Here is a 15891-nt window from a genome sequence, read left to right as displayed (position 1 = left end):
TCCGGAGCCCGCCATGTTGCAGAACCTCACCATCGGCCGGCGCCTGGCGCTCGGCTTCGCCGCGCTCGCCATGCTCATCCTCGTCATGGGCGTGTTCGCCGTGGAACGCATGGGGACCGCGCAGGACAACGTGCGCACCGTGACGCAGGTATCCGTCCCCGCCATCCGCGACCTGGGCCGGCTGGCAACCATGCTTGCCGAGTACCGCGTCAGCGAACGCGGCCTCGTGGCCAGTTACGAAGATGCCGCCAAGGCCGCCGAGTACACCGGCGAACTGACCGAGGGCGCGAAGCAGTTCCAGTCGCTCGCCGACGCCTATGCGGCCAAGATCACCGAGCCGCGCGAGCGGGCGCTGTACGCCGACGTCGCCGCGAAGGCCGCGCGCTATTTCGACAACAGCCGCCGCCTCGTCGAGGGCCTCAAGAGCGGCGACATGGCGCCGGCCAAACAGGCCGGCGACCTGCGCCAGGCCACCGCCGACGCGGTTGGCGTGCTGCTCGAACACAACATGCAGCGCCTCAATCGCGGCGTCGCGGCCCAGGAGGCCGGCTACCACTTCAACCTGTGGGCGATCGGCACGCTGCTGGCGATCGCACTGGTCCTGGCGGTCGCCTCGGCCCTGGTGATCTCGCGTTCGATCGTCAGGCCGCTCACGCAGGTGGTCGCCGTCGCGCAGTCCGTGGCGCAGGGCGAGCTGGAAGGCCGCATTCCCGCTTCCGACGGCAGCGAAATCGGCCGCCTCGCCGACGCCATGCGCGGCATGGTCGGCGTGCTGCGCGACTACACCGTGGCCCAGGCCGAGATGTCCGAACAGCACGACGCCGGCGCGATCGACCATCGCATCGTGGCGGACCGCTTCCCGGGCGCCTACGCCCGCATGGCCGAACAGACCAACGCGCTCGTCGCCGCGCACATCGCGGTGAAGATGCGCGTGATCGAAGTCGTCAGCGCCTACGCGCATGGCGACCTGTCCGCCGACATCGAACGCTACCCCGGCAAAAAGGCCGAGGTCACCGCGGCCGTCGATGCGGTGAAGGCCGGCATGCAGTCGGTCAATGCCGAGATCAAGGGCCTGGTCGATGCGGCCCGCGCCGGCGACTTCAGCCATCGCGGCGATGCGGCGCATTTCCGGTTCGTGTACCGCGAAATGATCGAAGGCCTAAACACGCTGATGGCGACCGCCGACGATGCCCTGGGCGAAGTCGGCGCCCTGCTTTCGGCCCTGGCGGACGGCGACCTGGCGCGTCGCATCGACACCGCTCTCCCGGGCCGCTTCGGCGCCCTCGCGTCCGATGCGAACCGCACCGTCGCGCAGCTGACCGGCATCGTGGAGCGCATCCGCAGCGGCAGCGAAGCGATCAATTCCGCCGCCGCGGAAATCTCCGCCGGCAACGACGATCTGTCGCAGCGCACCGAGCAGCAGGCCGCGTCGCTGGAAGAAACCGCCAGCTCGATGGAGGAACTCACCTCCACCGTCCGCCAGAACGCCGACAACGCGCGCCAGGCCAACCAGCTGGCCACGGGTGCCGCCGATGTCGCGCGCCAGGGCGGCGTCGTGGTCGGTCAGGTGGTCAGCACAATGACCGCGATCCAGGAATCCTCGCGCAAGGTCGCCGACATCATCGGCGTGATCGACGGCATCGCCTTCCAGACCAACATCCTCGCGCTGAATGCCGCCGTGGAAGCCGCGCGTGCCGGCGAACAAGGTCGCGGCTTCGCGGTGGTCGCCTCCGAAGTGCGCTCGTTGGCGCAGCGTTCGGCCAGTGCGGCCCGCGAGATCAAGGAACTGATCACCAACTCGGTGAGCCAGGTCGGCGAAGGCTCCGCGCTGGTCGAACAGGCCGGCCGCACCATGCAGGACGTCGTGACCAGCGTGCAGCGGATGAGCGACTTCATCGCCGACATCTCGGCCGCATCGCAGGAACAGAGCGCGGGCATCGAGCAGATCAACCACGCCATCACCCAGATGGACGAAGGCACGCAGCAGAATGCGGCGCTGGTCGAGGAAGCATCGGCCGCCGCACGCAGCCTCGAACAGCAGGCGGCACAGCTGGTTGAAACCGTGGCGACGTTCTCGCTGCGCAAGGAAGGGGGGTTGCCGCCGCTGGTCGGGTCGTTCACGCATCCTTCGCAAAGGCGGCGAACGGCTGAACCGACCTGTCCCCTCCGTGATGCGGGTACGTCGGAATACACCTGTCGGTCGCGCGAGCGGCCAACAGGCGTTTTTGCGTCAGGAATACACGCCTGTTTTCACTGCCTCTTATCCCGCAGGCCCTTAAGTTCGGCCCGTCATTGGTACGGACGAACGGGTGAAAACATGAACGTTGCAAGACACATCGCCATCGCCACGCTGGCTGCCGCCCTGTGCGCGCTGCCGGCCCAGGCGCAGGACCGCGAACCCGAAGAACAGAAGTCCACCGTCGGCCAGACCACGGCCGATGCAGCGGAGCAGATGGGCGACGCCTGGATCACGACCAAGGTCAAGGCCGACCTGCTGGCCACGAAGGACGTCTCTGGCACCGCGATCGACGTCGACACCAGGGATGGCATCGTCACGCTGAAGGGCAGCGTCGCCTCGCGCGCCGAGGAAGACAAGGCCGTGGCCGTCGCCAAAGGCATCCGCGGCGTCACCGAGGTGAAGTCGCAGCTGAAGGTGGAGACGCCGAAGAAGTAACGATGCGGAGCGGGCGCTGCTGACGTCGCGTTCCCGCCTATCGCCGCCACGTCAGTGCGAGCGCCACCGACGGCGCGATTTCGCTGCGCGTTGCCGCATCGCCGTATTCCGCATGCGGATCGAGCAGGTTGCGGCCGCTGAGCGAGAGTTCCAGACCATCGCGCAATTGCCAGCCCAGTCGCGCATCGAGCACCGTGTAGGCGGGCACGGCGTTGTTGTCCAACTTCCCGACGTGCCGCAGACCCATGTCCAGCGTCGCGCGCGGGCTGATGTCCCAGCTGGAGCGCAGTTGCCAGCTGTGGCTGGGGTTGTTGCCCGACGCCGCCGGCGCCTGCGCATCGTTGCTGCCGGGCTTGAGCCGGTACGTTTCGTCGAGTGCGGCGAAACCGGCGCTCAGGCGCCAGTGTTCGCTCGCCTGCCAGGTGCCCCAGGCCTCGACACCATCGGCGCGGCCACGCATGCCGCTGCCGAAATAGAGGAACGTGAAGCTGGAATCGATCTCCTGCGTGCGCAGATCGTCGTAATCGGTATGGAATGCGGTCGCGGACAGCGTGACCCGCGGCCCGAATCGCCCGCGGTAGCCGACTTCGTAGACCTTCGCGATCTCCGAGCGCACCGGATCGCCCCCATCCAGCAGGAACGGCGGAACACCGGGCACATGCGCATCGCGGTCCAGACGCGATGGCGCACGCACGGCTCGCGACGCCGCCGCCCACAGCAGGTGATCCGGCGCCACCGTCCAGGCGAGGCGCGCATTGGGCAGGAACTCGGTGCCGGTGTAATCGTTCCGCTCCAGGCGTGCGCCCACCACCATGCGCAGGCCGTCGCGCAGCGATACCTCGTCCTGCAGGAACAGGCTCGTCCAGTCCTGCTGCACCCGGCCCGGCAGGAAGGCGAAGTAAATGCTGTTGTCGACGCGGTCCCAGCTGTGGCGCGCGTTCATGCCCCAGGTCAACGAATGCCGGCCGAGCGGGTGCAGCGAATGCTGCAGCTGCAGGTCCACGATCTGCAGGGTCTCGCCGAACATCGGCGGCACATCGCGTCGGGTGCGGTCGTAGTAGGCCTGCACCTGCAACGTGCTGCCGCTTGCGAGCTGCCGTCTCCAGTCGGCAGTGAGATTGGCGCCGGAATACTCGATGTCCCCGAGCGCGACGTCGAGGCCTTCGATGTGGATCGCACCCGGCTCGGGCTGGCCCTGCGCGCCGTCGTAGGCCATGCCACGCAGGCTGAGGCGGTCGCGTCCAACGCCCCAGTCCGCCCGGAACCCGGCCTGCGTCAGGTGCTGGCCATCGTCGACCGCTGTACCGTCCTGCGTGGACGTGGCATCGCGGTGGAGATATTTGCCATACGCGCGGAAATGGCCGCTTGCGCCGGCGCTGCCGCCATGGCGCAACGCGATGTCCGCCTGCGCATCGCCCGCGGAGCCCGCCAGCAGCGTGCCCTGGGTGTCGGCGGCGGCGCGGGTCACGATGTTGATCACGCCGTTCACCGCATTGACGCCCCAGAGCGTGCCGCCCGGGCCGCTGACCACTTCGATCCGTTCGACGTCCTCCAGCATCAGGTCCTGCACGTCCCAAAACACACCGGAAAACAGCGGCGTGTAGATCGAGCGTCCGTCCACCAGCACCAGCAGCTTGTTCGGTGCGGTGTTGCTGCCGTTCATCCCGCGCGCCGAGATCGCGTAGCCGGTGCCGCTGACCTGGGCGACCTGCAGGTTCGGTGCGAGACGCAGCACGTCCGGCAGGTTGCGCGCGCCCGACCGGCGGATGTCCTCGCTGGTGATCACGAACACCGACGCCGCGGCATCGGCGAGACGCTCGGGCTTCTTCGATACCGAGGTGATGCGGATGTCGCCCAGTTCCTCGAGCGACAGCGAGGTCAGGTCCAGCGGCGCGCCCTGCGCCTCCACGCGCGCGGCTGATCCGCACAGCAGCACACCCAGTGCGACGGCGAGGCCGACGCGGTGCAGGTGCGTGCCCTGGGCGTCATGTCTTTTCGTAGTGTCCAGGTCGCGCCATCGCCATCTGCGCGGCATGTGCGGGGCGATACGCGCGACCAGTCGGCCATCGCGATGCCCCACGAGCGCAGCTCCTTGCGGAATGCCGATCGACCTTGCGTCGTCCATGCGTCCCCCGGTTCGCCGATCCAAGGCCCAACGCCGAAGTTTCCCTGTCGCCTGCGTCCCGCCCGTCCCGTAACGCGATTCCGCGGCTGCGACGCCCCCGAAGATTCCCACTCATCGGGTCACGCTTCAAGGCCATGGTACGACCGGCGCGATGACGCCCCCGGGATCGGGGACAGTCTCCGTCAGGCAACACCGGCCTTGCGCGCCGATGCCGCAAGGCTCAGCGAGCGGATGAGGCCTGATTCATGCGGCGTCGGAGGCCGATTCAGGTTGGCACTGCCTGGCTTGAAAAAATGCCGGTCACAACTTGAAGTCCAGCCGCACCTTGCCGCGGCTCTCGCCGCCCGGTGCGAACTGCCACTGCTTGAGCGCCTTCACTGCGGCGCCTTCGAAGGTGCGCGCCGGCCTGGCGTTCACGACCGACACCGATGCGACCTTGCCGGTCGCGTCGACGGTGAATTCGAGTTCCACGAAGCCGACCGTGCCGGACCTGACTGCCTCGGGCGGATAGGTCGGCTCCACGCGCTTGACGGGCGTGAGTTCGGCGCGGGCCGGCACGGCGAATACCAGCGCGAGTGCCGTTGCGGCGGCGAGAAGAAGAGGACGCATGCTTGTCTCCTGTTCGGACTGACGCGCGATCGGGCGATCGTCATTACCGGCATCGGCAGCGCGCCGGGATTCTTTAGGCGCAAAAAAAGCGCGCCGTCGCCGGCGCGCTTCGTCATCGCATCGGGGGCTGTACGGCTTACAGCGCGAAGTCCAGACGGACCTTGCCGCGACCGTCGGTACCGGCGGCGAATTCCCACTGCTTCACCGCCTTCACGGCGGCGCTTTCGAAGGTGCGCGCCGGCTTGGCGTTCACCACGGACACGCTGGACACCTTGCCGCTGGCGTCGACGGTGTATTCGACTTCGACGAAACCGGTGGTGCCGCTGCGCGCGGCCTCCGGCGGGTATTCGGGATTCACGCGCTTCACCGGCTTGAGCTCGGCATGCGCCGGCAGGGCGACGATCAGGGCGAAGGCCGTGGCGAGGATCAGGGAAACGGGACGACGCATTGGCGGAACACTCCAGGTTGGGAACCCCCAGGATCGGCCGCGTCCGCGGAATCTTTAGCGCGCTTTGAAACCTGTCATCCGCAGGCGCCCCGTTCCCGGCTGCCTAAAGTTTCGGTGGCGCGCGCCGATGCCGGAGGTGTCGACCCACTTCGGGTCCGTCCGTCACGAGGCCACCATGTCCGTTCGTCCCACGTCCTCCCTGCTGGATCGCCTGCTGGCGCCGTCCATCGCGCTGATGGCGCGATTGCGCTTCGGGCAGAAGGCATTGCTGATCGGTGCCAGTTTCACGCTCACCTGCGCGGTCCTGGCCGGCATGCTGGTGGTGCGTGCGAACGGCGAGATTTCCGATGCCCGCCTGCAATACGCCGCGACCGGCGCCCTGTCGCACCTGCACCGCGCCGTACTGGCCATGCAGGAACACGAGCAGTTGCTCGTGCGCCAGTTCGCCAAGGACACGGTGTCCCCCGAAGCGCTGAGCCGTTCGGCCACGTCCGCGTCGGACGCGATCGATGCGCTGGAAGCCTGGCAACGCACCACGCTGGCCGACACTTCGCTGCAGGCGCCGCTGCAGTCCGTGCGCGGCGCATGGGAGAAGGCGCTGTCCGAACACGCCGACGCCAGCGCGACCGTAACCAACCACGCGGCCGCCATCGCCCGCGTCAACGACCTGATGGCGGCGGTCTACCAGCGCACCGGCCTGATCCTGGCCTCCGATCCGAGCGTGTTCTACACCGGCCGCGCCGCGTCCGAGTGGACGCCGATGCTGGCCGACTCGGTCTCGCACCAGGGCCTGGTCGGCATCCGCGTGCTCGGGGAAGGCGCGATCTGGGTGGACGACCGCACCGGCCTGGCCGTGTCCAAGAACATGCAGCAGTTCGTGCGTACCCGCATCGAGGCCGACCTGAAGGAAGCCGAGGCCCGCATGCCGGCGCTGCAACGCTCCCTCGGCAAGCCGATGCGCTACGCGCTGGACGCGATGGACAAGGAGAACGCGCTGATCCAGAAGCACATCCTGGATGCGGACACGCCCTCGCTGCCGGTCAAGGTGATGTCGGCCCGCGCCGAAGCCGCGCGCCTGGCCTTCGCCGCGGCACTGACGGCCTCCAACCGTTCGCTGGCGATGGCAGCCAAGGCCGAGATCGCGCAACTGCAGCGCCGTTCCACGCTGACCTCGCTGGCCGTGGGCTTCGCCCTGCTGCTGTCGGCCTACCTGTTCGTGGGCTTCACCCGCGGCACGCGCACCGCGCTGCAGCGCATCGAATCCAGCGCGGCGCAGCTGAGCCGCGGCCATTTCCCCGACACGATCACCGTCGACACCCAGGACGAACTGCGCGAGATCGCGCGCAGCATGGAACGGGCGGTCAACACGCTGCGCGGCTTCGCGCGGGCGCAGAACGAAGTGTTCGAGGCGCACCAGAACGGCGAGATCGACGAACGCATCGATTCCACCGCGTTCCCCGGTTCGTACGGAGAAATGGCCGAGGAGATCAACACCCTCGTCGCCTCGCACATCGCCGTGAAGATGCGCGTGATCGAAATCGTCAGCGCCTACGCCCGTGGCGACCTGTCCCCCGACATCGAGCGCTATCCCGGCAAGAAGGCGCAGATCACCGCGGCCGTCGATGCGGTCAAGGCCGGCATGCAGCAGGTCAACGCCGAGATCAAGGGCTTGGTGGACGCCGCGTGCGCAGGCGATTTCAGCCATCGCGGCGACGCCGAACGCTTCGAGTTCGTGTATCGCGAGATGCTCGAAGGCCTCAACACCCTGATGGCCAGCGCCGATCGCGGCTTGCACGAAGTCGGCTCGCTGCTGGAATCCGTGGCCAAGGGTGACCTGACCCGCGAAGCCGACGCCGACCTGCCCGGCCGCTTCGGTCGCCTGGCCGCCGACGCGAACGGCACCGTGCGCCAGCTCGCGCAGGTGGTCGGCCAGATCCGCCTGGGCAGCGATGCGATCAGCACCGCCGCGGGCGAGATTGCCTCCGGCAACAACGACCTGTCGCAGCGCACCGAGCAGCAGGCCGCGTCGCTGGAAGAAACCGCCAGCTCGATGGAAGAACTCACCTCCACCGTGAAGCAGAACGCCGACAACGCGCGCCAGGCCAACCAGCTGGCGAGAGGCGCGGTCGACGTCGCCGCGCAGGGCGGCCAGGTGGTCGGCCAGGTCGTCGAAACGATGAGCGCCATCCACGAGTCCTCGCGCAAGGTCGCCGACATCATCAGCGTGATCGACGGCATCGCCTTCCAGACCAACATCCTCGCGCTGAATGCCGCGGTGGAGGCCGCGCGTGCGGGCGAACAGGGTCGCGGCTTCGCGGTCGTCGCCTCCGAAGTGCGCTCGCTGGCGCAGCGTTCGGCCGGCGCCGCCAAGGAAATCAAGCAACTCATCACCGAGTCGGTCGACAAGGTCGAACAGGGCAACCAGCTGGTCGACCAGGCCGGCAAGACCATGGGCGAGATCGTCACCAGCATCAAGCGCGTCACCGACATCATCGCGGACATCTCGGCCGCGTCGCAGGAACAGAGCGCGGGTATCGAGCAGATCAACCAGGCCATCACGCAGATGGACGAAGGCACGCAGCAGAACGCGGCGCTGGTCGAGGAAGCCTCGGCCGCCGCACGCAGCCTGGAGCAGCAGTCGGAGCAGCTGGTGCAGACCGTCGCGGTGTTCCGTCTCGGCGACGACGCACGCGTCACCAGGATGCCGGTGACGGAAGCGGCATCGGTCACGCCGGTCGCTCCGGCCGCTGCACGCAAGGCCGCCGCGGGCACACGGGCACGCCAGCCGCGCGCGGTGCGACCCAGTGCGGTCGCTGTCGCCGGCGGCGGCGACGCTCACTGGCAGGAGTTCTGAGGGATTCCCCCGGCGCTGCCGGGGGTTTCTTCATCGGCTCCGCATTTTTGAGCAGCACCTTCGAACAGCACTTTTCGAACAACAAGGTTCGAACAGCACGTTTCAAACAGCACGTTCTTCACGCGCACCGCAACCACGCTCCAGAGGCCCCGTGACCCTGCATTCTTCCCTGTCGCCCGCGCACAGCGCGGGCCCGGCCAGGACGGCGCACGCCGAGGAGGCGACGCTGTCCGCGGCGAATGCCGCCGAACGCGCGTTCGTGTTCGAAGACCGCGACTTCCGTCGCGTCTGCAAGCTGATCCATGCCCACGCGGGCATCCAGCTGCAGGCGCACAAGCGCGACATGGTGTACGGCCGACTCGTGCGCCGCCTGCGCGCGCTGGAACTGGAGCGCTTCAGCGACTACCTCGACCTGGTCGAAGACGATCCGGAAGCGGAGGTCCAGGCGTTCGTCAACGCGCTGACGACCAACCTCACCTCGTTCTTCCGCGAGGACTACCATTTCGGCGCGCTGGCCGATCAGCTGCGCCGCGCGTACGGCGAACGCGGCCGCGGCGGCGCGCCGCTGCTGATCTGGTGCTGCGCCGCTTCCACCGGCGAAGAGCCCTACTCGCTGGCGATCACCGCCTGCGAAGCCTTCGACACGCTCACGCCGCCCGTGCGCATCCTCGCCACGGACATCGACACCAGCGTGCTGCAGACCGGCGCGCGCGGCGTCTATCCGATCGAGCGCATCGAAGCGCTGGAGGCGCAACGCAAGCGGCGCTTCTTCCTACGCGGCACGGGTCCGAATGCCGGGATGTGCCGGGTTCGTCCGGAACTGCAGGCGCTGATCGAGTTCCGCCCGCTCAACCTGCTCGCCGCCGATTACGGCCTGCGCAACCGCTACACCGCCGTGTTCTGCCGCAACGTGATGATCTATTTCGACAAGGCGACGCAGTACCGCGTGCTGCAGCGGATCGTCCCGATGCTGGAACCGGACGGGCGGCTCTACGCCGGGCATTCGGAAAGCTTCCACCACGCGACGGACTTGGTGACGCCCTGCGGGCGCACCGTCTATCGCGCCTCCACCCGAACCGGCGAGCGCGACGCGCGATCGACCAAGGACACGGCAAACCATGCTCCAGGCCAGGCGTAAGCCCGCGATCGAAGGCAGCTATTACGACGCCGCGTTGCAGACCGAGGCGATCCGCCTGCTGCCGGCGGACTACGTCGCCACCGACCAGCCCGTTGCCCTGGTCACGCTGCTCGGCTCGTGCGTCGCGGCCTGCCTGTACGACACAACCATGGCGATCGGCGGCATGAACCACTTCATGCTGCCCGGCGACGGCAGCAACGATTCCAGCTGCGCGCGCTATGGCATGAACGCGATGGAGCTGCTGATCAACGACCTGCTCAAGCGCGGCGCGCGCCGGAGCCGCCTGCAGGCGAAGGTGTTCGGCGGCGGCAACGTGCTCAGCGGCTTCTATAGCGATCCGATCGGCACACGCAACGCGCGCTTCGTCCTGGAATACCTGGATGCGGAAAACATCCCGGTGCGCGCGCAGGACCTGGGCGACATCCATGCGCGCAAGGTCGGCTTCTTCGCGCAGACCGGCCGCACGCTGGTGAAGCGGCTGCCGTCGACGCGCGACGACGGCATCGTCGATGCCGAGCGCGCGCTGTACGGCCGCATCAACCGTGCGCCGGCCAGCGGCGGCGTGGAGTTGTTCTGACATGGCCGGGAAACGAGTCCGGGTGCTGGTCATCGACGACTCCGCCCTGATCCGCAAGCTGATGACCGAGATCCTCGGCGCCGATCCGGGTATCGAGGTGGTCGGCACGGCGTCCGATCCGTTCATCGCGCGCGACCGCATCAAGCAACTCGACCCGGACGTACTGACGCTCGACGTCGAAATGCCGCGCATGGACGGCCTCACCTTCCTCGGCAACCTGATGCGGCTGCGGCCGATGCCGGTGGTGATGGTGTCCACGCTCACCATGGCCGGCGCGCAGGTCACGCTCGATGCGCTCGCGCTGGGCGCGGTCGATTTCGTCGCCAAGCCGCAACTGGATGTCGCGCGCGGACTCGGCGACTACGCGGCGGCGCTCGTCGCCAAGGTCAAGCAGGCCGCGCATGCACGCGTCAGCGTGCGCCGCCCCACGGCCGTCGCACCGGGCGAATACAGCGGACCGGTCGGCTACCGCACGACCGATCGCCTGCTCGCCATCGGCGCCTCCGCCGGCGGCACCGAAGCCATCCGCGAAGTGCTCGCACGCATGCCCGCGGACGCCCCGGCGACGGTGATCGCCCAGCACATTCCCGCCGCCTTCAGCGGCGCCTTCGCCGAACGCCTGAACAAGCACAGCCGCATGACGGTGCTCGAAGCGCGCGAGGACCAGCCGCTGCTGGTGGGCCACGCCTACGTCGCGCCCGGTGGCCGCCACCTGCGCGTGGTGCGCAGCGGTGCGCGCTGGCATGCGCAGCTGTGCGACGACGATCCGGTGCGCGGCCATCGCCCCAGCGTGGACGTGCTCTTCGATTCCGTCGCGCGCCACGCGGGCGGCAACGCCAGCGCGGCCCTGTTGACCGGGATGGGCGACGACGGCGCGCGCGGCCTGCTCGGCCTGCGCAAGGCCGGCGCGCACACCATCGCGCAGGACAAGGCCACCAGCGTCGTGTGGGGCATGCCCGGCGCGGCCGTCGCCCTGGGCGCCGCGGCCGATGTGCTGCCGCTCGACGAAATCGCCGACCGTCTGCTGGCTTCCGCATCCGCTCCCCGGCCATCCGCAGCTAAAGCACCCGCCCCGGCGGCCGTTATCGCAAGTGACCGCTCACCTCGAGATTGACGATGGATTCGCGTGTACTGATCCGTATCGCCGCGCCGCTGGCGCTGACCCTCACCCTGATCTGCGCAGAGGCCTTCTCGCTTCCTGCGCCCGTCCGCTGGGGCAGCCTGGTGACCATGACCCTGGCCTGGCTCGGCTTCGCCTGGACCGTGCTCCGCCGCTCCAATCCCGCGAGCCTGCAGGAACAGACGCGCGTGCTGGGCGAGCTGCGCTCGTTCATCAACACCGAGGTGCAGGGCTCGCGCGTCGAGATCGACCGCACCCGTGAGCTGATCCGCGAATCCGTCGCCAAGCTCGGCGGCAGCTTCGAGGCGGTGAACCGCCAGTCGCGCGTGCAGAACGAGGTCATCTCCCGGATCGTCGATCGCCGTGCGGGCGACCACAGCGGCGGCGCCGACGTGCACCAGTTCGCGGTGCAGGCCAGCCAGAAGATGGAGCAGCTGGTCGAAGCCCTGGAAGAAGTCAGCGGCCAGAGCGGCACGACGGTGACCCACATCGATGCGATGGCCGAGCATCTCGACGGCATCTTCGCCCTGCTGGAAGACGTGAAGTCGATCGCCGACCAGACCAACCTGCTGGCGCTGAATGCGGCGATCGAAGCCGCGCGCGCTGGCGAAGCGGGCCGCGGCTTCGCGGTGGTCGCCGACGAGGTGCGCAACCTGTCCGAGCGCTCGACCGCCTTCAACGAACAGATCCGCAAGCTGGCGCACAGCTCCAAGGATGCGATTTCCCGCGTTCGCGACACCGTCAGCCAGATGGCCTCGCGCGACCTCGACCGCTCGCGCGGTGCGCGCGCCGAAGCGGCGGCGATGCTCGAACGCGTGGACGGCATCAACCGCGGCCTGGGCAACGGCATGCGCGAGATCGCCGAGTGCGGCCGCGCGATCGACGTCTCGGTGGCCGAGGCCGTGCGTTCGCTGCAGTTCGAGGACATCGCCACCCAGGCGCTGGGCGCAGCCAACGTGCACCTGGACCGCCTGAGCGCGATCAATCGCGAAGCCTCGTCGTTGCAGGACCTGCTGCATCGCACCGGCGGCCATGGCGGCACCGAGTTGCAGGGCGCACTGGTGCAGCTGGGCCAGCGCATCGCGCAGATGCGCAGCGAATGGGAACGCCCGCCGCACAAGCCCGTGATGCAGCAGTCGATGGATGCAGGCAGCGTGGAACTGTTCTAGCCGCATGAGTCGGCAGCCCCATCGGACGGTCGTGCGCAATACGCACGACCGTCCTTTTTTGCGTCTCTGGCTTCGTCGCGCCGGCGGCGCGTGCCCCCCCTTTTTGCAGTGGTTGCAGCCGGGCACGACACGCGGTTAGCGTTGCGCGATGACGCAATCGCAGGACCCGGCCCAGGGATCGTCAAGGATCGGCATCGCCGCCGCTCGCGGTCGACGCCGCGCGCTGTTCCGCGATTTCTCCAGTCTGTTGTTCGTTGCGGTGGTCCTGCCGGTCGTCGCCATCGCTGCGGTGTACCTGTGGCAGAGCAGTCGCGTGGCGCGCGACCAGTACGAGACGCGACTGCACGATGTGGCCAGTGCCCATGCGCGCGAAATCGATGCCTTCGTGGAGATGCACACCGCCGTGCTGCAGGTCATGGCCGACCGCCGCAGCAATGCCGGCACGGTGCGCGACGAAGCGCGATGGGTCGACGACCTGGGTCGCCTGCACCGCTATTTCCGTGACTTCAAAACCCTGGCGCTGGTCGATGCCGACGGCGCACTGGTAATGACCGAACCCGCCGCGACGCACGTGCGCGGTGTTTCGGTGGCGGACCGTTCGTACTACGCCGAACCGCGCCGCACCGGCCGCCCCCACATCTCCAATGCCTACCGCGGTCGCGTTACCAGCGAGATTCCATCGGTCGCATTGTCGGTGCCTTACTTCGCCGACCGGAAGTTCGCCGGCGTCATCGTCGGCGCGATCACCATCGAGGCCTTCCCGGCCCTGCGCTCGGAATCGGGCCTTCCCGGCGAATTCCAGATGCTGCTCGTGGACGGCCACCACACCGTGGTGCACGCGACGCCGGGCCTGCCGTTCCGCTCCCTCGACACGCTGCAGACCGAGGGCCGCGACGCGCCGCTGCGCCGCCTGGAAGCGTCCGACCAGAACGCGCGGATGACGCTCGTGCCGGGCGTGTTGCGCGACGGTGGAGATGCGTACGCAGTGGTCTCCCCGCTGCGCAACGGCTGGCACCTGCTGGTCTTCGTGCCGCAAAGCACGGTCGTTTTCGAAGTCCGCCGGCATACCGCCGCGATGCTCGTCCTGCTGGCGCTGGTTCTGGTCGGCGTGTTGGCGGTGACCGGAGCGCTGCTCGGACGCCTGCGCGTCTACTTCACCGATCTGCTCGACCGCATGCAGCGCTTCGCCCTGGAGAGCCAGGCGCTCCCCGCCTCGCCCGAGATGCTGCCCGTCGAGCTCGCGCCGGTCGCCGAAGCGCTCAACCAGCTGGCGGCGCGCGCCCACGGCGCCTACGAAGAAGTGAGCAACAGCCTCGAAGAGCAGCGCCGCCTGCGCCAGGAACTGCAGGACATGGCCCGGCACCTGATCACGCTGCAGGAAACCGAACGCCGCACCCTCTCGCGCGAGCTGCACGACGACATCGGCCAGGCCATCACCGCGATCAAGCTCGGCGCGATGGCGCTGCAGGACGACTCCGATCCGGAGCGCAGCCGCGAAGTCCTCGCCGAGATCATCGGGATCACCGACCAGACGGTCGCCAAGCTGCGCAACCTGTCCATGCTCCTGCGGCCGCCGCAGCTGGACACGCTGGGGCTGGAAACGGCGCTGCGCTGGCAGGCCGACACACTGTTCCGCTCCGGCCATCCGCAACTGCACCTGCAGCTGGCATCGCTGCCGGAGCGCCCGGATCCCGCGGTCGAACTCGCCTGCTTCCGCATCGCACAGGAAGCCCTGACGAACATCCTCCGCCATTCCGGCGCCACGCACGTGACGCTGAGCCTGGAGTTGGATGCCGCGACCGGAAGCCTGCACCTGGTCGTCACCGACGACGGTCGCGGCTTCAGCCCCGAAGCGGTGCGCGGCCTCGGCCTGGTCATCATGCGCGAACGCGCCCAGCAGCTCGGCGGCACGCTGCACATCGAGACCGTTCCGGGCCAGGGCACCCGCGTGAGCCTGGTGTTGCCCCTGCGCGGAGGCGAGCCCTCCTGACCCCCGGCGCACCAAACGTGCGCCAGTTGGCAGTTTCGTAACAAGCCCATTCAGCCGCCGCTGGCGCGGCCGTTAGCCCCTCCTGACACCCAATGGAACAGGAGGAAGAGCGCGTGTTCATTCTGGTCGTTAGCAATGACGGTGCCCGTGCCGGTGAGGTCCGCCGCGAACTGGAGGACCAGGGCCTGGAATGGGAGCTGGAATGGACCAGCGAAGTCGCCACCGCCCTGTCCGGCTCGCGCGTACCCGACGTCCTGATCTGCGCCGAGGAGGTCGGCGCCTACAGCGGCATTGCCCTGCTCGCGCAGATGAAGGTGCACAACCCCGAGACCATGCGGATCCTGCTCACCACACCGGGCGAGCAGACCGATTCCACGCATGCCCTGGAAGTCGCCCAGCGCGTGCTCTCCGAGCCGCTCGATTCCCTTGCGCTGATCGATACCGTCGAGAGCGCGGCCGAATTGCGTGCGCTGCTGGACGATCCCGCCCTGAAACGCAGCATCGGACGCGTGGGCTCCCTGCCCACCGCGCCGAACCAGTACCTGGCCCTCACCCGCCTGCTGCGCGATCCGGACGTCAGCGCGGCGCGCATCGCCGCGCTCATCGGCCAGGACCCGGCCCTGGCCGCGCAGGTGCTGCGCATGACGAATTCCGCCTACTACTCCTCCGGGCGCGAGGTCACCGACCTGCGCACCGCCGTGACGCGCCTGGGCCAGAGCGCGCTGCGGCAACTGGTGCTGGCCAGCGAGGTCTTCTTCGTCGGCAGCCACTCCGCGGCCGCGAAGGGCATGCGCGATCGCGCGTTGCGGATCTCGCGCCTGGCATCGGACCTGCTGGCCGGGCCGAGCGCGGAGCTCGCCGCCACCGCCGGCCTGCTGGCGGAAGTCGGCCTGCTCCTGCCGCAACAGGCGCACGTGGACGAAGCCGGCGTGGTGACGCCGCACAACATCGCCGGCGCGTACCTGCTCGGCCTGTGGGGCCTGCCGGCGCCGATCGTGGAAGCCGTGGCGTTCTACCGGAATCCCGCGCGCATCCGCGGCTTCTGGGTCACGGGCGCCGTGCATGTCGCCGCCGCGCTGGTCAACGAAACGGAAGTCGACGAGGGATACCTGCGCCGCGTGGGCCAGTTCGAACAACTGGCGCGCTGGCGTGCACTGGCAAGCGAACGCGCCGAGGCCGCCTGAGAC

At 68.6% G+C, this 15891-nt stretch carries 11 protein-coding genes; 8 read left to right on the top strand and 3 right to left on the bottom strand.

Annotated elements, in window-relative coordinates; all coding sequences use genetic code 11:
• Positions 1 to 13: 13 nt before the first annotated feature.
• The gene (locus tag ACFPN1_RS02580; RefSeq protein WP_386752714.1) at positions 14 to 2674 is read left to right on the top strand and encodes a methyl-accepting chemotaxis protein; all 2661 of its coding nucleotides are present in this window, start codon (positions 14 to 16) and stop codon (positions 2672 to 2674) included.
• 37 nt (positions 2675 to 2711) lie between these two features.
• On the opposite strand, the gene ACFPN1_RS02575 is transcribed toward ACFPN1_RS02580, so the two are convergent.
• The 3 genes from ACFPN1_RS02575 to ACFPN1_RS02565 all read right to left on the bottom strand — a co-directional run bounded on the left by ACFPN1_RS02575 (position 2712) and on the right by ACFPN1_RS02565 (position 5856).
• Positions 2712 to 4754 carry a TOL_0244 family TonB-dependent receptor gene (locus ACFPN1_RS02575; RefSeq protein ID WP_386752712.1) on the bottom strand — a complete coding sequence of 681 codons (2043 nt, stop codon included), beginning with the start codon at positions 4752 to 4754 and terminating at the stop codon, positions 2712 to 2714.
• Positions 4755 to 5099: 345 nt separating this feature from the next.
• Positions 5100 to 5408 carry an energy transducer TonB gene (locus tag ACFPN1_RS02570; RefSeq protein ID WP_386752710.1) on the bottom strand — a complete coding sequence of 103 codons (309 nt, stop codon included), beginning with the start codon at positions 5406 to 5408 and terminating at the stop codon, positions 5100 to 5102.
• 136 nt (positions 5409 to 5544) lie between these two features.
• A complete protein-coding gene (locus ACFPN1_RS02565) occupies positions 5545 to 5856 on the bottom strand; it encodes a TonB family protein (RefSeq protein WP_386752708.1) in 312 nt (103 codons plus the stop codon).
• A 175-nt stretch (positions 5857 to 6031) separates the two neighbouring features.
• Between ACFPN1_RS02565 and ACFPN1_RS02560 the strand changes: the two genes are divergently transcribed.
• From ACFPN1_RS02560 to ACFPN1_RS02530, 7 genes are all read left to right on the top strand, one after another.
• Positions 6032 to 8710 carry a methyl-accepting chemotaxis protein gene (locus ACFPN1_RS02560; protein WP_386752706.1) on the top strand — a complete coding sequence of 893 codons (2679 nt, stop codon included), beginning with the start codon at positions 6032 to 6034 and terminating at the stop codon, positions 8708 to 8710.
• 226 nt (positions 8711 to 8936) lie between these two features.
• Positions 8937 to 9848 (top strand): CheR family methyltransferase, encoded by a 912-nt coding sequence (locus tag ACFPN1_RS02555; RefSeq protein WP_386754009.1) that lies wholly within the window; start codon positions 8937 to 8939, stop codon positions 9846 to 9848.
• A complete protein-coding gene (cheD, locus tag ACFPN1_RS02550; RefSeq protein ID WP_386752705.1) occupies positions 9829 to 10425 on the top strand; it encodes a chemoreceptor glutamine deamidase CheD in 597 nt (198 codons plus the stop codon). Before ACFPN1_RS02555 ends, cheD begins: the two co-directional genes overlap by 20 nt.
• Before the next feature lies 1 nt (position 10426).
• Positions 10427 to 11539, top strand: coding sequence for a protein-glutamate methylesterase/protein-glutamine glutaminase (locus ACFPN1_RS02545; RefSeq protein ID WP_386752704.1), 1113 nt, complete (start codon positions 10427 to 10429; stop codon positions 11537 to 11539).
• A gap of 2 nt (positions 11540 to 11541) precedes the next feature.
• On the top strand, positions 11542 to 12714 hold the full coding sequence (locus ACFPN1_RS02540) for a methyl-accepting chemotaxis protein (protein WP_386752703.1): 1173 nt from the start codon (positions 11542 to 11544) through the stop codon (positions 12712 to 12714).
• Between the two features lie 148 nt (positions 12715 to 12862).
• Complete coding sequence (locus ACFPN1_RS02535; protein WP_386752701.1) at positions 12863 to 14704, top strand: sensor histidine kinase; 1842 nt, start codon at positions 12863 to 12865, stop codon at positions 14702 to 14704.
• Between the two features lie 113 nt (positions 14705 to 14817).
• On the top strand, positions 14818 to 15888 hold the full coding sequence (locus ACFPN1_RS02530) for an HDOD domain-containing protein (protein WP_386752700.1): 1071 nt from the start codon (positions 14818 to 14820) through the stop codon (positions 15886 to 15888).
• Positions 15889 to 15891: the final 3 nt, after the last annotated feature.

Source organism: Lysobacter yangpyeongensis, assembly GCF_042655745.1.
In the GTDB taxonomy this organism is placed as follows: Bacteria; Pseudomonadota; Gammaproteobacteria; order Xanthomonadales; family Xanthomonadaceae; genus Agrilutibacter; species Agrilutibacter yangpyeongensis.
The sequence above is the reverse complement of the archived record's forward strand: the minus strand, read 5'-3'. Positions and strand labels throughout refer to the sequence as shown.